This is a genomic window from Pantoea sp. Lij88, assembly GCF_030062155.1.
In the GTDB taxonomy this organism is placed as follows: domain Bacteria; phylum Pseudomonadota; class Gammaproteobacteria; order Enterobacterales; family Enterobacteriaceae; genus Pantoea.
The window spans coordinates 3,132,802-3,149,683 of record NZ_CP118269.1 but is presented as its reverse complement, the minus strand read 5'-3'; the positions used below and the strand labels follow the sequence as shown (position 1 = coordinate 3,149,683).

Sequence of the window (16,882 nt, the reverse complement as noted above, 5' to 3'; positions counted from 1 at the left end):
TTGTCCCTGGCCCGCTATGCTTTACTCCGGGCGTATGCTCCCATCGCTTTAAGTTCAGTACCCGATGCTGATATCACAACGTTGCTGAATCTTATGCCGCCTCACTCGCCCGTGATGCAGGCTGAGGGGCTTTCTCTGGCACCGGCACTGCCAGTGCCTCCGGCTCAAACTCATCGACGTTAATCGAACGCAGACGACTGGCTTCAGCACGCTTCAGCACGTCAGCCTCTTTAGCATCAATCCAGCCCTGCTCCAGCGCACGCTTCGCCAGCGCGTCCAGGCGGGTAAAGGAAAGATGCTGCTTCGTCTGTTTGCACAGCCTGTCATGAATCACTTCTGCCGCCATCACATCCTGCAGCGCCTGTTCCAGCTGTCCGGCAGGGTTGTGCTCGCTCGGCGTCAGGTACATGCCACGGCCCAGACGGCTGCGGGTGGCTGACGGCTGTTGCAGCATTTTTGCCAGCTGATGATCCAGGCGGTCAGACGGAGCAGGGCAGTGATGACCGCCGGCAAAAATCGTCATCCGCAATGCACCCGCCACCAGACGGTTCGGGAAGTTGCGCAGCAGATCGTCGATGGCTACTTCTGCCTGATGCAGCGCATCCTGAACGCCCCAGTGAACCAGCGGCATATCGGCTTCGTTGCGGCCCTCATCGTCATAGCGTTTCAGCGTCGCCGAGGCGAGATAGAGCTGGCTCAGCACATCGCCCAGACGCGCCGAGATACGCTCACGACGTTTCAGGCTGCCGCCCAGTACCGCCATCGACACATCAGAGAGCAACGCCAGGTTGGCACTGATGCGGTTCAGGTGCTGGTAATAACGACGGGTGCCATCGCGGGTCGGGCTGGCGCTGGTGCGTCCGGCGGTTAAGCCCAGCCACAGGCTGCGCAGGGTGCTGCTGCCCACGTGACCGATATGGCTGAACAGCGCCTGATCGAACGCATTAACATCGTTGCTGGCTGCGGCCGCCATCTCCTGCAGCACATACGGATGGCAGCGAATCGCGCCCTGTCCGAAGATAATCATGCTGCGCGTCAGAATGTTCGCGCCTTCCACGGTAATCGCGATGGGTGCACCCTGATAAGCACGGGCCAGGAAGTTGCTGTTGCCGAGCATAATGCCTTTACCACCGGCAATGTCCATGGCGTCGATAATGGCGCGCTGACCGCGATGGGTGCAGTGATATTTAACAATCGCCGACAGCACCGCCGGTTTTTCACCCTGCATAATCCCGGCGGTAATCAGCGTGGCCGCCGCATCCATTACGTAAGCGTTACCGGCGATGCGCGCCAGCGGCTCTTCAATCCCTTCCATCTTACCGATAGAGACGCGGAACTGACGGCGGATATGGGCATACGCGCCCGTCGCCAGCGCCACACTTTTCAGGCTGCCGGTCGAGTTCGAAGGCAGCGTAATGCCGCGACCTACTGACAGACATTCCACCAGCATCCGCCAGCCCTGACCGGCCATTTCCGGGCCGCCAATAATATAGTCAATCGGCACAAAGATATCGTTGCCGCGCGTCGGTCCGTTCTGGAATGGCACGTTAAGCGGGAAGTGGCGATGACCGATTTCCACGCCGGGGGTATTCGTTGGGATCAGCGCACAGGTAATGCCAGGATTTTCATTGTCGCTGAGCAGATGATCCGGGTCGGAAAGTTTAAACGCCAGGCCCAGCACGGTAGCGATCGGAGCCAGTGTAATGTAGCGCTTGTTCCAGGTCAGGCGCATGCCCAGCACCTGCTGACCCTTCCATTCGCCCATGCAGACGACGCCGGTATCGGGGATCGCGCCAGCATCTGAACCCGCTTCCGGGCTGGTCAGCGCAAAGCAGGGGATCTCGTCGCCGCGTGCCAGCCGGGGTAAATAGTGATTTTTCTGCTCTTCGGTGCCGTAATGCTGCAGCAGCTCGCCCGGACCCAGTGAGTTAGGCACACCGACGGTTATCGCCAGAATCCCGGAGACGCCCGACAGTTTTTGCAGCACGCAGGCCTGCGCATAGGCGGAGAAATCGAGTCCGCCATACTCTTTTTTGATGATCATCGCGAAGAAACGATGCTCTTTCAGGTATGCCCAGAGTTCCGGCGGCATATCGGCCAGCTCATGGGTGATCTGGAAATCGTTGGCCATGCGGCACGCTTCTTCAACCGGGCCATCGAGAAAAGCCTGCTCTTCGGCGGTCAGGCGCGGCTGCGGATAGTTGTGCAGCTTCTGCCAGTCCGGTTTGCCCTGAAACAGATCGCCTTCCCACCAGGTGGTGCCCGCATCGATCGCTTCTTTCTCGGTGCGCGACATCGGCGGCATCACCTTCTGGAAGCGCTGAAAGATCGGCGCTGAAAACAGGCTGCGACGCAGCGATGGCAGGTTAAACGGCAGCAGGATGATCGCCAGCGGCAGCAGCAGCCACGGCGTCCACAGATGAGCAACAGCCATCGCCGCAGTCCACAGCAACAGGATTGCGCTGCTGAGCCGTAACGACAGGCGGTGATAGAACAGGGCGCCAATCAGCGCCACCGTGGCAAGTATTGAGAGAACCATCATAATTAACTGCTCCAGGAAGTAAGAGGTCTGACCTGTTGTGTAGAGAGGTTTAGAGCAGTTGGCAGGATTTATCAATTTGTTTACATCGCAATTACAACCTGCCTCACAAAAACCGTTTTTCGCCCATTTTTGCAGCACCTGCGGCAATGATAATTGCCGTCACGACCTGGCCCTGCGTGGCATGACGCTTTGCGCTTACCGGCCATTCCGTTAAACTTGCTGCGATTAACCTCTCCTAAAAAAGGACATCCCTATGTACCAGGACATCATCCGCTCTGAGCTTAATGAAGCTGCTGATACGCTGACTAAATTCCTCAGCGACGACGCCAATATCCATGCGATCCAACGTGCTGCGGTGCTGCTGGCTGACAGCTTTAAGGCAGGCGGCAAGGTGCTTTCCTGTGGTAATGGCGGTTCACATTGTGATGCGATGCATTTCGCCGAAGAGCTGACCGGTCGCTACCGTGAAAATCGTCCTGGCTATCCGGCAATTGCTATCTCGGATGTCAGCCATCTCTCCTGCGTCAGTAATGACTTTGGTTATGACTATGTCTTCTCACGTTATGTGGAAGCAGTGGGGCGTCCGGGCGATGTGCTGCTGGGTCTCTCAACCTCCGGTAACTCTGCCAACATTATTAAAGCAATTGAAGCCGCCCGTGCGCAGGGGATGAAAGTGATCACCCTGACCGGTAAAGATGGCGGTAAGATGGCAGGCAGTGCCGACATTGAAATCCGGGTGCCACACTTTGGTTATGCCGATCGCATCCAGGAGATCCACATTAAAGTGATCCACATCCTGATGTTGCTGATCGAAAAAGAGATGGTGAAATAACAGCGCTGGCCTCCTGCCTGACGGGAGGCCGCAAAATCAGAGGCGGTGGCTATGTGCGAATTGCTCGGGATGAGCGCCAATGTTCCCACGGATATCTGTTTCAGCTTTACCGGACTGGTTCAGCGTGGCGGTGGAACCGGGCCTCACAAAGATGGCTGGGGCATTACCTTTTACGAAGATAAAGGTTGTCGTACGTTTAAAGATCCGCTGCCGAGCTTTAACTCGCCGATTGCGCGTCTGGTGCAGGAGTATCCGATCAAATCGCATTCGGTGGTGGCGCATATCCGCCAGGCGAATCGCGGTCAGGTGTCGCTGGAAAATACCCATCCGTTTACCCGCGAGCTGTGGGGCCGTAACTGGACCTATGCGCACAACGGTCAGCTTAAGGGCTACCGGCAACTGGAGACCGGCACATTCCGGCCGGTAGGCGAAACGGACAGCGAGAAGGCGTTCTGCTGGATCCTGCATCAGCTGGCGACACGCTATCCGCGCACGCCGGGCAACTGGCCTGCGGTGTTTCGTTTTATCGGGGAGCTGGCCGTCACGTTGCGGCAGAAGGGCGTGTTTAACATGCTGCTCTCAGATGGCCGGTATCTGATGGCCTTCTGCTCCACTAACCTGTTCTGGATCACCCGCCGCGCACCGTTTGGCCGGGCGCAGTTACTGGATCAGGATGTGGAGGTCGATTTTCAGCAGCACACCACGCCGCATGACGTGGTGACGGTGATTGCTACGCAGCCACTGACGGCCAATGAAACCTGGCAGCGGATTGCGCCAGGTGAATGGGCGTTATTCTGCCTTGGAGAGCGCCAGGAATGAACGTGAAGCAGCTTCGGGACTGGCTAAAACCGGTGCCGGGCTGCTGTTCATCACATATTTACCGCTGGCGACATTGACCATTGGCGGCTGGTGATATTTAGCGAAGTAGGCGTATCCCGGCTGCAGCTGCTGCCAGAAGCTGGCATCGCTGGAGTAGCGGTGACGCTGCATGTTGCTGTCGGTCATGCGGAACGGATAGATGCTGATGCTGACATCCTGCTGGCCATTACGCAGCGCCGCGTTCACATAAGTAAAAATCTCATCCATATAGGCGTTAGTCATGGCATAGCAGCCAATTGACTTACAGTCGCCATGAATCATCAGGTAGTTGCCGCTGTAGCCCTGATTACGATCGAACTGATTCGGGAAACCAATGTTGATCGCGCGATAAAAACGGCTATCCGGCTTCAGCTGATTCAGCTTCACGTTGTAAAAACCTTCTGGGCTTTTGAAATCGCCTTCACGGCGTTTCGGGCCGAGGCCGCCAGAAAAGTTACAGATGCGGTAGGTATCCAGCAGGCGGTATTCGTTACCGATTTTGCCGTAAAGTTCGAGTGTGCGTTCTTCCTTGAAGATCTGGATATAGACCGGGGTACCGAGTAACTGTTTCTTTAATTCTTTGCTGACCGGTGCCGTTGAGACGGGTTCGGGTGTCATTGCCATGCTGAGGGCTGGCAGTAAAATCATCGCAAACAGGAGTGCGATTTTGCCCATGCTGTGTATACCTTGAGGTGAAGAGAACATGACGCAAATTGTGCGTCTCTGTTTGCATTATCGGAACTGTCCGCTACCGCAGCGCAACATTAAACATTGTCTGTTTTTTTAGCAAGACGCTGGCAGCCAGATTCGCGATTTACTGAAGGATATTCGGCCACAAATTTGTAAACTTTAATTGTGGGCGCGACAAATATTGCAGTTACCCCTGCCAACTGTATACTTATCCAGTGCCGGAGGGGGTATGCGTAAAATCATTCATGTCGATATGGACTGCTTCTATGCCGCGGTGGAGATGCGTGATAATCCCCAGCTGCGCGACATCCCGATCGCCATTGGTGGCAGCCGCGAACGTCGTGGCGTGATCAGCACCGCCAACTATCCGGCCCGCAAATTTGGCGTGCGCAGCGCGATGCCAACCGGCATGGCCCTGAAGTTATGCCCGCATCTGCGTCTGCTGCCCGGACGCTTCGACGCCTACAAAGAAGCCTCCGCACAAATCCGCGACATCTTTACCCGCTACACCCCGCTGATCGAACCGCTCTCCCTTGATGAAGCCTATCTGGATGTCACCGACAGCCCGCACTGTCACGGCTCTGCCACGCTGATGGCGCAGGCGATCCGCGCCACCATCTACCGTGAAACCGGGCTGACCGCCTCAGCGGGCATCGCGCCGATTAAATTCCTGGCAAAGATCGCCTCCGATCTGAATAAGCCCGATGGGCAATTCGTCATTACCCCGCCGGAGATGGCCGGTTTTCTGCTGACGCTGCCGCTGGCGAAGATCCCAGGCGTCGGCAAGGTCTCGGCCAAAAAGCTTGAGGAGATGGGGCTGGTGACCTGCGGTGACGTGCAGAAGGCCGATCTGGCGCTGCTGTTAAAGCGCTTTGGGAAGTTTGGCCGGGTGCTGTGGGAGCGCAGCAATGGCATTGATGACCGTGACGTCATCGTGGAGCGTGAGCGTAAATCGCTGGGAGTAGAACGCACGCTGGCGGAAGATATCAGCGACTGGGATGCCTGCCTGGAGATTATCGATTTTCTCTATGCCGAACTGGATCGTCGTCTGACGCAGATCCGACCCGACAAGCAGGTGGCGCGTCAGGGCGTCAAACTCAAGTTCAGTGATTTTCAGCAGACGACCCAGGAGCATATCTGGCCGGTGCTGAATAAAGAGGACATGATTGCCATCGCCCGGAAAACCTGGGATGAGCGTCGTGCCGGGCGCGGCGTGCGGCTGGTGGGACTGCACGTCACCATGGTGGATCCCCAGCTTGAGCGTCAGCTGCTGCTGGGTCTGTAACGGTCAGCCTTGCCGCCCGGCAAGGCTGACGCCGGATTACTTCTTATATTTCGCCTCAAGGGTAGCAAACCACGGTGCGACGAAATCCTCATTACTGCCCCAGCCCGGAATGATCTTGTTCAGCGACGCGACGTTTACCGCGCCAGGCTGGCTGTTAAGCTGCTGCTGAGAGATTGACGCCGCTTTAAACTGATATGTCGCGGGTGTCTCTTCACCGGCAATCTTCTTCGCCACCAGACGCATATTCACCGCACCGATGGTTTTAGGATCGACCGCGACGGTCTGCACCCACGGACTGTCCTTCTGGCGCATCAGCTGCAAATCCTGGTTCGAAACATCAATGCTGTAGAGCTTGATCTCGGTTCGGCCATTCTCCTGCAGCGCTTTGTAAGCGCCCTGGCTGAAGGCATCCCAGGCACCCCAGATCGCATCGATTTTGCCTTTCGGGTATTTCGCCAGAATCGCACCAATCTTATTGGCGGTGTCGCCCTGAACGTCAGTTGACACTGCACCAATCGACTCCAGCTGATGAATGCCCGGATTCTCTTTCAGCAGTTTTTCATACACCACCTGACGGCGTTCCATCGGCGGGAAACCGGCGACCCACAGCTTGACGATATTCGCCTTGCCGTTGAAATCATGGATGAGCTGGCCGAGCGACAGCTGTGCCAGCGAAGCGTCATCCTGCGCGGTGACGGTGACGCCCGGAATCGGGCTATCCACCGGCGTATCAAACACCGACAGCTTGATGCCCGCATCGGCAATGCGCTTCACCAGTCCGCTGGCGTAGGGCGCTTTACCGTGCGACAGCACGATGCCGTCATATTTCTGGCTGATCGCCTGATTCACGAAATCCTGGAAGCGTGCATCGTCGCCGTTGCTCAGGAAGGTGCTGACTTTGAAGCCCAGCTGGCGACCCTGCTGAATCGCACCGGCAACAAACTGGGTGGTGTTGTCATCAGAGCCGAGGTTGCGGATCACCGCAATACGGATCGGGCCGTTATGGCTGGCGATAGCCGCAGGCACCGGGGTGACGGTCTCTGCGAAAGCGGCGCTGGCGTTCAGCAGGCTCAGGGCCAGCAGCGAGAGTGTTATTTTTTGCATTGTTATTAACTCCGGTAAACGCGCCTCAGCGGCGCTGGATATAGGTGATCGCCAGTGCTAAAGCCAGCACCAGCCCTTTAATAATGTCCATGGCGTAGTAGGGAACAGAGAGCATCACCAGGCCGTTCTGCAGCACGCCGAGAATGACCGCGCCGACCAGTGTGCCCAGCGCATTCGGTTTGCCGGAGCCCGCCAGTGAGAAGCCAATCCATGCCGCCGCGACGGCATCCATCAGGTAGCCGCTTCCGGCGTTGACCTGCGATGAACCGATACGTGAGGCGAGCAGGATGCCGCCCAGACCGGCCAGCAGTGAGGCGATCACATAAGCCAGCACCCGGTAGCGGGTGGTGCGGATGCCGGAGAGGCGCGCCGCTTCCGGATTGCCGCCCAGCGCATACATCCTGCGACCATGTTTAGTCAGCGACAGCGCCAGCTGCGCCGCGACGGTCACGACCAGCATAATGATGACGATGGTCGGCACCTGCCCGAGCAGACCAAAGGTTGCCGGAATCGTGCCTTCCGCCATATCACCGCTTGGCAGCACCATGTTCTCGGTGATCGATCCGCCAAAGCTGTAAGTCATCGCCACACCCTGAATCACGAAGAGTGTCGCCAGCGTCGCCAGCATGTCGGGGATACGCAGGATCACAATCAGGAAGGCGTTAAACAGTCCGACCAGGGTGCAGAGCGCCAGGGTGAGAAGGATTGCGGTCGTCGTGCCGAAGCCGTACCAGACAAACAGCGAAATCACTAACGCATTGGCCAGCGAGGCGGTTGAGCCGACCGACAGATCAAAGCCGCCTACGGTCAGCGAGATCGAGACGCCGATCGCAATCACCGTCACGATGGCAATCGAGCGCAGAATATTGATGATGTTGTTGGGTTCAAGGAAGCTGTCGGAGGCCAGGCCAAAGGCAGCGATCAGGATCACCACCGTGAGCAACATGCCCCATTTATAAAGAAAGTCGAACAACTGGTGACGCCACGGCGAGGGGGTCAGGTTCAGGCTGGTTTCTTTGCTGCTCACGCAGGGGTTCCTCCGGTGGAATAGAGCAAAAGCGTCTCTTCGGTGACGTCGCGCGCAGCCAGTTCGGCCACGATGCGTCCATCCCAGAGCACGCAAATCCGGTCGCATAAACCGACCAGTTCAGAAAATTCACCTGACGCGTAGATGATGCCTTTACCCTCGCGCGCCAGGTTGTCGATCAGAGTGAACAGCTCGGTTTTGGCTTTGATATCGACGCCTTTGGTCGGCTCATCGAAAATCAGCACGTCAGCGTTGTTGCGCAGCCATTTGCCAATCGCCACCTTCTGCTGGTTACCGCCGGAGAGGCGGCGCAGTGTCTGTGCCGGGCCGGTGGTGCGCACCTGCAACTGCTGAATCACCTGCTCCGCCCAGCGCCACGCCTGGCGATGCCCGAACAGGCTCCAGCGCGAAAAGCTGTCGTCCGCGCTGACGCTGAGGTTCATCGCCACCGATTCATCAATAAAGATCCCCTCTTTGCGCCGCTCTTCCGGCACCAGCGCCATGCGGCGACTGACGGAGTCGTGCGGCGAACGGGGCTGCCACGGCTGACCATGCAGTTCACCGCGACTGACGCGGCTTTTGCTGGCCCCAAACAGCGCTTTGCAGAGTTCGGTTTTACCGGCACCGGCCAGTCCTGCAATCCCCAGAATTTCGCCTTTATGCAGCCGCAGCGAGATATCCTGCAGCAGCTGCTCATCGTGCAGGCCTTCCACCGTCAGCAGCAGCGGCTGTGTCTGCTGCGCACGGCGGGCCGGGAAGATATCGGTCAGCTGATGGCCCAGCATCTTCTCTACGATCTGTTCGCCGCTCAGCGCCGCCATCGGGCCGGTTTCAATCAGACGGCCATCACGCAACACCGTCAGCTGATCGCAGATCGCTTTGAGTTCATGGATACGGTGAGAGATAAAGACCACGCCGATGCCGCTGGCCTTCAGGCGACGCACCACTGCAAACAGTCGTTCGCTTTCGTGCTGATCCAGCGGGGCAGTGGGTTCATCCAGAATCAGGAAGCGGCAGTGATGCGACAGCGCCCGCGCCAGCAGAATTTGCTGTTTCTCCGCCAGGGTGCAGCGCTCCACCAGCCGGTTGACGTCCAGCGCCACGTCGAGCTGCGCCAGCAAGGCCCGCGCCTGGCGGCGGATCTCACCCCAGCGATAGCGGTGGCCGGGCTCTGCGAGCCGATCCAGCAGAATGTTTTCCGCCACGCTGAGCTGCGGCACCAGGGCGACATCCACTTCCTGCTGAACCAGATGGATACCCAGCTGTTTCGCATCACGCGGTGTGCGGATAGAGACCGGCTCACCATCCAGCAGGATCTCGCCGCTGTAGTGGCTGTGCGCGCCGGAAAGGATCGCCATCAGTGTGGACTTGCCCGCGCCGTTAGCGCCGGTCAGCGCATGAACCGAATGGCCCTCACTGCGGAAATCCACCGACGATAGCGCGGCAAACCCGCCAAAAGCGATGGAGATGTTACGCATCTCAAGGCAGTTTAACCCCGGCATGTGATGACTCTCCTGAAGAAACACTGGCCGCATTTTTTCCTGAACCTTCAGGCGCGGCAACAGCCGAAAGCGCATAAGCTAGCACGAAATCTTATTAGCCATCCAGACATCTGGACATAACGGCGGCTGTGACCAGCGAAGCGCGGGAAAGTGGCGGAATAGTGGGGGAAAGCGCAGAAAAGGCAGCGAATTATGCTGGTGAAAAGTCGCAGGCATAAAAAAACCAGGCCGGAGCCTGGTGTATTTTTTTGTGACAGAATTACTTTTCTGGCACCACATTCAGCAGGGTGGTCAGCAGTTTCCAGTAAAGGCCAACGCTTTCGATGTGAACCTGCTCATCAGGCGAGTGCGGCCCGGTGATGGTCGGCCCGATCGATACCATATCCATGTCCGGATAAGGCTTTTTGAACAGACCACACTCCAGACCGGCGTGAATCACCTGAATGTTCGGAGTCTTGTCAAACAGCGCGATATAGGTCTGACGGGTCAGCGCCATGATGGCGGAGTCCGCATCCGGCTGCCAGCCTGGGTAGCCACCTTTCGCTTTGGTCTGCGCGCCGGCCAGCTGGCCCAGCGAGGTCAGCATCTGCACCACATAATCGCGGCCGGTGTCGATCAGGGAACGGATCAGGCAGTTGATCTCTGCGTGATCGTCTTCCATCGTTACCACACCGATGTTCAGTGAGGTTTCGACCACGCCTTTCGCCACGTCTGAATTGCGAATCACGCCGTTTGGCGAGCTGTTCAGCAGGTTCAGGAAGCGGTCGCGGCTGTCAGTGCTCAGGGCATCACCCTGATGCGCCAGCGGCTCGGTGACCAGAGCGATGTTTGGCTCTTTAACGCCGTGCTCGTTTTTGATGGCGCTCAGGAAGTGCGCCGCCGCTGATTTCAGCGCATCCGCTTTGTGGCTTTCGACCGCCACGGTTGCGAAGGCTTCACGCGGGATCGCATTGCGCAGCGTTCCGCCGCTGAAGGCCAGCAGACGCAGATCCAGTTCAGCCGCATGGGCCGCCAGGAAGCGCGCCAGCAGTTTGTTGGCGTTGCCCAGGCCCATATGAATATCGGCACCGGAGTGACCGCCACGCAGGCCTTTCAGCGTCAGCTTCAGGGTCTGGAACTCAGCAGGCACGGCTTCACGGGTCAGCGGCAGGGAGGAGACGAAGTCGATACCGCCTGCACAACCCATGTAGATCTCACCTTCTTCTTCGGAGTCGGTGTTGATCAGGATTTCAGCCTGCAGCCAGTTAGGTTGCAGACCGAAAGCGCCATCCATGCCGGTCTCTTCAGTCATGGTCAGCAGGACTTCCAGCGGGCCATGCGTCAGGCTGTTGTCAGCCAGTACCGCCAGCGCAGAAGCCATACCGATGCCGTTGTCCGCGCCCAGCGTGGTGCCGCGCGCTTTCACCCACTCGCCGTCAATCCACGGCTGAATCGGATCTTTGGTGAAGTCATGAACGGTGTCGTTATTTTTCTGCGGCACCATGTCCAGATGCGCCTGCAGCGCGACCGGGGTACGGTTTTCCATGCCTGCGGTGGCAGGCTTACGAATCAGGATGTTGCCGACCTGATCGCGCTCACACCAGAAGCCCTGCTCTTTAGCCCAGCCAGTGATGTAGTTCGCCAGCGCTTCTTCGTGAAAAGAGGGATGGGGAATCGAGCAGATCTTAGCGAAAATATCCCACAGCGGCTGTGGAGAGAGTTGAGACAATTCAGACACGACAGGTCTCCTGTGTCAGTGTACCGGCGAGGCCGGACATCGCGAGTTTCCAGTGAAAAATCGCCGTCAGAGAATCTGACGAGCCAGGCCTGAGAATATCACTGTTTTTTACCGGGTGCGCTCTCAGACGCGCTAAAAAGCCGCAACCAGCGCGCGGGTGCTGGTTTTTAGTGCGTCAACTCCTTATAATCTCGCGCAACCTTTTCCCCGTTGCACATTTTTACGCCACCTCGGTTGGCTGGGATTTCTATTTATGAGCGAAAAATACGTCGTTACCTGGGACATGCTTCAGATCCATGCCCGCAAACTGGCCCAGCGCCTGCTTCCTGTTGAACAGTGGAAAGGCATTATCGCGGTGAGCCGCGGCGGTCTGGTACCGGCTTCGCTGCTGGCACGTGAACTGGGTATCCGCTACGTTGATACCGTCTGCATCTCCAGCTATGACCACGATCATCAGCGCGAAATGAAAGTCCTGAAGCGCGCAGAAGGCGACGGTGAAGGCTTTATCGTGATCGATGACCTGGTGGATACCGGCGGCACCGCTCAGGCCATCCGCGAGATGTACCCGAAAGCGCGTTTCTGCACCATTTTCGCTAAGCCAGCCGGTCGCTCACTGGTTGATGATTACATCGTCGATATTCCGCAGGATACCTGGATCGAGCAGCCGTGGGATATGGGCGTGGTCTACATCCCGCCGATTGTAAAAAACTGATTGATACACATCAGACAACGCCCGGTTTTCCGGGCGTTGTGCTTTCTGAGCCTCGCACCCCGAATTGCCGTACAGTACACTTAGCCATCGCCGTTCTGTTGCAGGAGAAGTGAGTATGTCGAGCAAAAATCTCAGCGAGGAGCTATTCAAGCCGCGCTTTAAACATCCTGAAACCTCTTCCCTGGTTCGCCGCCATCATCACGCTACCCCGGATGTCCACTCTGCCCTGGATGGTGACAGCCAGCGTGGCTGGTATCGCATGCTGAATAAGCTGATGTGGACATGGCGCGGCCTGACGCCGCAGGAGATCAGCGAAGTGCTGGCGCGTATCGCCATCAGTAACGTTGAGCATACCGATGAGGCGCTGCTCGACACCGTGATCGGTTTCCGCGGCGGTAACTGGCATTTCGAATGGTGCAAACAGGCAGGCATCTGGCAGCAGAAAGCGCTGGAGACCACCGACGACAGCGAGGCGGGCGACTACTGGCTGCACGCGGCGCATCTCTATAGCGTTGCCGCCTATCCCTACATCAAAGGGGACGAGCTGGCCGACCAGGCACAGACGCTGGCGAACCGCGCCTATGAAGAGGCCACACAACGGCTGCCAGGCGAGCTGAAACCGCTGACGTTTGCTATCCCCGGCGGCAGCCCGGTCAGTGGCTTCCTGCATATGCCGCCTGACGTGGAAGCCCCGTATCCCACCGTGCTGTTCTGCGGCGCGCTTGACTCGTTACAGAGCGATCACTATCGCCTGTTCCATGACTACCTCGCCCCGCGCGGCATTGCGATGCTGACCATTGATGTGCCATCCGTCGGTAACTCGGTGAAATGGACGCTGAATCAGGACACCAGTTTTCTGCATCAGCAGGTGTTGCGCGATCTGACCAATGTGCCCTGGGTTGATCATACCCGCGTGGCGGCGTTTGGTTATCGCTTTGGCGCAAACGTGGCGGTGCGGCTGGCCTATCTGGAATCGCAGCGGCTGCGTGGCGTGGCCTGCCTTGGTCCGATTGTGCATGCGCTGCTGACCCAGACTGCGTTGCAGGATGAGATCCCGGATATGTACATGGATATGCTGGCGAGCCGGCTGGGCATGGCAACCGCCTCCGACAGCGCGCTGCGCACCGAGCTCAACCGATATTCGCTTAAAACCCAGGGCTTGCTGGGCCGCCGGACGCCAACGCCGATGCTGTCGGGCTACTGGCAGAATGATCTCTTCAGCCCGGAAGAGGAGAGCAAGCTGATTGCGAACTCTTCGTCAGACGGCAAAGCGTTGCTGATTCCGGTGAAGCCGATGATGGTCAGTTTCGACAAGGCGCTGAATGAAATTTGCGACTGGCTGGAGAAGCGTTTAAAAAGGTAACTGGCAAAATTTACAGTATTTGCTACAACTAGTAGCGGAATTCTTCCGGGCTGCCCGATAAAGGCTTATGACGCAATCAGGCCGTCCGGAAATCAGGGCTGTATAGCGGTCAAAACCTATGGAGAATCAGCATGACGTTACCAAGTGGTCATCCCCGCAGTCGCCTGCTTAAGCGCTTTACGGAGCTTGGGCCTTATATTCGCGATGGGAAATGTGGCGAAACCCGGTTCTTCTTCGACTGCCTGGCTGCCTGCGTCAATGTGAAACCTGCACCGGAGCTGCGTGAGTTCTGGGGCTGGTGGATGGAGCTGGAAGCGCAGGCTGACCACTTTACCTATGTCTACCATATCGGTCTGTTCGATAAAGAGGGTGACTGGTCGGTGGCAAATATCAAAGGCAAAGAGAACACGGCGCGCGTGGAAGAGACCTTACGGAATTTTCATACCCGTCTGAAAGCGATGCTGAAAGAGTTCGAGCTGGATCTGATCCCAGCCAGCGATTTCGATGAGAAACCGGTGAAGCTGAGCGCCTGATAGGGTAGTGCAGTGAAATAAAGACGAAAAAAATGGCGAGTTTAAAAACTCGCCATTTTTGTTGAAGTCTGACCCGCTGTTGGATCGAGCCTTCGCAGAGAACACGGTCAGATCGGAAAGACGCAAAAGCCGCCATCCATGGCACGCTCGGCCCGCGCCGTCCTGGCGCGGGACGCTTTCCTCTTCTGACCGTGTTCCCTGCGTGTTGCGTTTATGCGTTGCTGCCAGCTCCAAATCTGCCCGGTTTGCGAGCCTGACATCAGAACTGGTAAGTCACACCCATCGCGACAACGTCATCGTTGTTAAGCGACAGCGCGTTGTCGTCAGGCAGCTGGTTGATTTTGTAATCAACGAAGGCTGACATATTTTTGTTGAAGTAGTAGGTCGCGCCCACATCGATATATTTCACCAGATCCGCATCGCCGATACCGTTTTCGATATCTTTGCCCTTGGTCTGTACGTAGCCGATTGACGGACGCAGGCCGAAATCAAACTGATACTGCGCTACCAGCTCGATGTTCTGCGCTTTGTTGGCTGCGCCCGCGACGGCAGCGCCAGTGGTACGGTTGGTGCCGCTGATTGGCGTCATGTTGCGGGTATCGGTATAAATTGCGGCCAGGTAAACGCTGTTGGCATCATACTTCACGCCTGCGCCCCAGGAATCCGCACGGTCACCGCCGCCATAGGCGCGCGCCTGCTGCTGGTTGGTACGGTCAGATGACGTAATGGCACTCATCAGGCTTACACCGGAATCGCCCAGGGCATAGCCCAGTGAGGCACCGTAACCGTCGCCATTCTGACGGTTAAGGTCAGTACGGGCGTTGGCGCTGGTCGCGTCATTTTTACCCTGATACTGCAGCGCAAACTTCAGGCCATCAACCAGACCAAAGAAGTTGTTGTTGCGGTAAGTCGCAACGCCGGTGGCGCGCTGAGTCATAAAGTTATCAGTACGGGCTGTACCGTCACCGCCGAATTCCGGGAACACGTCGGTCCAGGCTTCCACGTCATACAGCACGCCGTAGTTACGACCGTAATCTACCGAACCGTACTGCGAGAATTTCAGACCGGCAAAACCAAGACGGGTTTTGTTGCCGTTGTTGGCGTCACTGCCTTCGGAGTTGTTAACGTTGTACTGATATTCCCACTGACCATAACCGGTCATCAGGTCGTTAATCTGTGTCTGTCCCTTAAAGCCGATACGGGTATAAGACTTGTCACCATCTGCGCTGGCATTATCGCTGATGTAGTGCTCAGCTTTAACTTTGCCGTACAGGTCCAGTTTGTTGCCATCTTTGTTATAGATTTCGGCAGCCTGCGCGGCGGAAGCCAGCGTCAGCGTGGAGAGGAGCAGTGCCAGTGTGCTTTTCTTCATTTGCTATCAATCCCAATGTGAACGCCGTAAAAAAATGAAAGTTTTTGTAAAACACGGACTTTTTACCCGCTGGCGATGAACTTTTTATGACACTTTTCGTGATTTCTTGTTAAGCCTGAACTTTTGGTCTACGCCCTTGTCCGCGTAATTTCGTGCTTTTCCCCCGCTGGCTGTTGGCTTCCTTATCGACTCCTGTTAAAACGTCCTTTCGTAAAAATTTTTCACTACGGCAGGAAATATGAGTGGCAGTCAGACCTTAGTGGTCAAGTTGGGTACCAGCGTTCTCACCGGCGGCTCTCGCCGGTTGAATCGGGCGCATATGGTGGAACTGGTTCGTCAGTGCGCGCAGCAGCATGCCGCAGGCCACCGCATTGTGATCGTTACGTCTGGGGCAATGGCCGCCGGACGTGAACATCTGGGCTACCCCGAACTACCACCGACCATCGCCTCAAAGCAGCTGCTGGCTGCGGTGGGGCAGAGCCGTCTGATTCAGCTGTGGGAACAGCTCTTCTCCATCTACGGTATCCATATTGGTCAGATGTTGCTGACCCGTGCCGACATGGAAGATCGCGAACGTTTCCTGAATGCCCGCGACACGCTGCGTGCGCTGCTGGATAACCACATTGTGCCGGTCATCAATGAGAACGATGCTGTCGCTACCGCTGAAATCAAAGTGGGCGACAACGACAATCTCTCGGCGCTGGCGGCGATGCTCGGCGGGGCCGATAAGCTGCTGCTGCTGACCGATCAGCAGGGCCTCTTCACCGCCGATCCGCGTAACAATCCTGAGGCTGAGCTGATCAGTGACGTGCATGTGATTGATGATGCGTTACGCGCCCTGGCGGGCGACAGCGTATCGGGTCTCGGCACCGGCGGGATGTCCACCAAGCTTCAGGCGGCGGATGTTGCGTGTCGCGCCGGTATCGACGTGATCATCGCCTCCGGCAGTCGCAGTGGCGTGATCAGTGATGTGATTGACGGCAAGCCGGTCGGCACACGCTTCCATGCGCAGCAATCGCCGCTGGAGAACCGCAAACGCTGGATTTTCGGGGCGCCACCGGCGGGTGAGCTCACCGTCGATGACGGTGCGCTGGCGGCCATCATCGAACGCGGCAGTTCGCTGCTGCCGAAAGGGATCCGGGCGATCCAGGGGAATTTCTCGCGCGGTGAAGTGATCCGTATCCGCAGCCTGCAGGGCCGGGATATTGCTCACGGCGTCTCTCGCTACAACAGCGACGCGATGCGGATGATTGCCGGTCATCACAGCCAGCAGATCAGCGAGATTCTGGGATATGAATATGGCCCGGTGGCGGTTCACCGCGACGACATGATCGTCAGTTAAGGA

The 16,882-nt window shown here is 57.3% G+C and carries 14 protein-coding genes; 7 read left to right on the top strand and 7 right to left on the bottom strand.

The window, feature by feature from the left end:
* Positions 1 to 91: 91 nt before the first annotated feature.
* On the bottom strand, positions 92 to 2,542 hold the full coding sequence (fadE, locus tag PU624_RS18640; RefSeq protein WP_283546156.1) for an acyl-CoA dehydrogenase FadE: 2,451 nt from the start codon (positions 2,540 to 2,542) through the stop codon (positions 92 to 94).
* Positions 2,543 to 2,795: 253 nt separating this feature from the next.
* Between fadE and lpcA the strand changes: the two genes are divergently transcribed.
* Complete coding sequence (gene lpcA / locus PU624_RS18635; RefSeq protein WP_013356896.1) at positions 2,796 to 3,374, top strand: D-sedoheptulose 7-phosphate isomerase; 579 nt, start codon at positions 2,796 to 2,798, stop codon at positions 3,372 to 3,374.
* 51 nt (positions 3,375 to 3,425) lie between these two features.
* The gene (locus tag PU624_RS18630; protein ID WP_136197263.1) at positions 3,426 to 4,193 is read left to right on the top strand and encodes a class II glutamine amidotransferase; all 768 of its coding nucleotides are present in this window, start codon (positions 3,426 to 3,428) and stop codon (positions 4,191 to 4,193) included.
* On the opposite strand, the gene dpaA is transcribed toward PU624_RS18630, so the two are convergent.
* Positions 4,164 to 4,907: a peptidoglycan meso-diaminopimelic acid protein amidase gene (gene dpaA / locus PU624_RS18625; RefSeq protein WP_283546155.1), complete on the bottom strand. Its 744-nt coding sequence runs from the start codon at positions 4,905 to 4,907 to the stop codon at positions 4,164 to 4,166. The two genes, PU624_RS18630 and dpaA, sit on opposite strands and share 30 nt — an antisense overlap.
* 244 nt (positions 4,908 to 5,151) lie before the next feature.
* Here dpaA and dinB point away from each other — a divergent pair, with 244 nt between their 5' ends.
* Positions 5,152 to 6,207, top strand: coding sequence for a DNA polymerase IV (dinB, locus tag PU624_RS18620; protein ID WP_283546154.1), 1,056 nt, complete (start codon positions 5,152 to 5,154; stop codon positions 6,205 to 6,207).
* Positions 6,208 to 6,243: 36 nt separating this feature from the next.
* Here dinB and PU624_RS18615 read toward each other — a convergent pair whose 3' ends face one another.
* The 4 genes from PU624_RS18615 to pepD all read right to left on the bottom strand — a co-directional run bounded on the left by PU624_RS18615 (position 6,244) and on the right by pepD (position 11,557).
* The gene (locus PU624_RS18615) at positions 6,244 to 7,311 is read right to left on the bottom strand and encodes a sugar ABC transporter substrate-binding protein (RefSeq protein WP_283546153.1); all 1,068 of its coding nucleotides are present in this window, start codon (positions 7,309 to 7,311) and stop codon (positions 6,244 to 6,246) included.
* Between the two features lie 25 nt (positions 7,312 to 7,336).
* Positions 7,337 to 8,338, bottom strand: coding sequence for an ABC transporter permease (locus tag PU624_RS18610; protein WP_283546152.1), 1,002 nt, complete (start codon positions 8,336 to 8,338; stop codon positions 7,337 to 7,339).
* Positions 8,335 to 9,840 carry a sugar ABC transporter ATP-binding protein gene (locus PU624_RS18605; protein WP_283546151.1) on the bottom strand — a complete coding sequence of 502 codons (1,506 nt, stop codon included), beginning with the start codon at positions 9,838 to 9,840 and terminating at the stop codon, positions 8,335 to 8,337. Before PU624_RS18605 ends, PU624_RS18610 begins: the two co-directional genes overlap by 4 nt.
* A 259-nt stretch (positions 9,841 to 10,099) precedes the next feature.
* A complete protein-coding gene (gene pepD, locus PU624_RS18600; RefSeq protein ID WP_283546150.1) occupies positions 10,100 to 11,557 on the bottom strand; it encodes a beta-Ala-His dipeptidase in 1,458 nt (485 codons plus the stop codon).
* Positions 11,558 to 11,810: 253 nt separating this feature from the next.
* Here pepD and gpt point away from each other — a divergent pair, with 253 nt between their 5' ends.
* From gpt to crl, 3 genes are all read left to right on the top strand, one after another.
* Positions 11,811 to 12,269, top strand: coding sequence for a xanthine phosphoribosyltransferase (gpt, locus tag PU624_RS18595; protein ID WP_031590376.1), 459 nt, complete (start codon positions 11,811 to 11,813; stop codon positions 12,267 to 12,269).
* 115 nt (positions 12,270 to 12,384) lie between these two features.
* A complete protein-coding gene (gene frsA, locus PU624_RS18590; RefSeq protein ID WP_283546149.1) occupies positions 12,385 to 13,632 on the top strand; it encodes an esterase FrsA in 1,248 nt (415 codons plus the stop codon).
* Between the two features lie 131 nt (positions 13,633 to 13,763).
* The gene (crl, locus tag PU624_RS18585; protein ID WP_179896918.1) at positions 13,764 to 14,165 is read left to right on the top strand and encodes a sigma factor-binding protein Crl; all 402 of its coding nucleotides are present in this window, start codon (positions 13,764 to 13,766) and stop codon (positions 14,163 to 14,165) included.
* Between the two features lie 259 nt (positions 14,166 to 14,424).
* Here the strand turns inward: crl and ompC are convergent, their stop codons facing one another.
* Complete coding sequence (gene ompC, locus PU624_RS18580) at positions 14,425 to 15,537, bottom strand: porin OmpC (RefSeq protein WP_283546148.1); 1,113 nt, start codon at positions 15,535 to 15,537, stop codon at positions 14,425 to 14,427.
* 238 nt (positions 15,538 to 15,775) lie between these two features.
* Here ompC and proB point away from each other — a divergent pair, with 238 nt between their 5' ends.
* Positions 15,776 to 16,879, top strand: a complete 1,104-nt coding sequence (proB, locus tag PU624_RS18575; RefSeq protein ID WP_010255198.1) for a glutamate 5-kinase — start codon at positions 15,776 to 15,778, stop codon at positions 16,877 to 16,879.
* Positions 16,880 to 16,882: the final 3 nt, after the last annotated feature.

Excerpts from the sequence above, each read along its gene's own strand:
- fadE (WP_283546156.1), bottom strand. The coding sequence starts at position 2,542 with ATGATGGTTCTCTCAATACTTGCCACGGTGGCGCTGATTGGCGCCCTG.
- PU624_RS18615 (WP_283546153.1), bottom strand. The coding sequence starts at position 7,311 with ATGCAAAAAATAACACTCTCGCTGCTGGCCCTGAGCCTGCTGAACGCC.
- PU624_RS18630 (WP_136197263.1), top strand. The coding sequence starts at position 3,426 with ATGTGCGAATTGCTCGGGATGAGCGCCAATGTTCCCACGGATATCTGT.
- proB (WP_010255198.1), top strand. The coding sequence starts at position 15,776 with ATGAGTGGCAGTCAGACCTTAGTGGTCAAGTTGGGTACCAGCGTTCTC.
- ompC (WP_283546148.1), bottom strand. The coding sequence starts at position 15,537 with ATGAAGAAAAGCACACTGGCACTGCTCCTCTCCACGCTGACGCTGGCT.
- frsA (WP_283546149.1), top strand. The coding sequence starts at position 12,385 with ATGTCGAGCAAAAATCTCAGCGAGGAGCTATTCAAGCCGCGCTTTAAA.
- dinB (WP_283546154.1), top strand. The coding sequence starts at position 5,152 with ATGCGTAAAATCATTCATGTCGATATGGACTGCTTCTATGCCGCGGTG.
- gpt (WP_031590376.1), top strand. The coding sequence starts at position 11,811 with ATGAGCGAAAAATACGTCGTTACCTGGGACATGCTTCAGATCCATGCC.
- PU624_RS18605 (WP_283546151.1), bottom strand. The coding sequence starts at position 9,840 with ATGCCGGGGTTAAACTGCCTTGAGATGCGTAACATCTCCATCGCTTTT.
- crl (WP_179896918.1), top strand. The coding sequence starts at position 13,764 with ATGACGTTACCAAGTGGTCATCCCCGCAGTCGCCTGCTTAAGCGCTTT.
- lpcA (WP_013356896.1), top strand. The coding sequence starts at position 2,796 with ATGTACCAGGACATCATCCGCTCTGAGCTTAATGAAGCTGCTGATACG.
- dpaA (WP_283546155.1), bottom strand. The coding sequence starts at position 4,907 with ATGGGCAAAATCGCACTCCTGTTTGCGATGATTTTACTGCCAGCCCTC.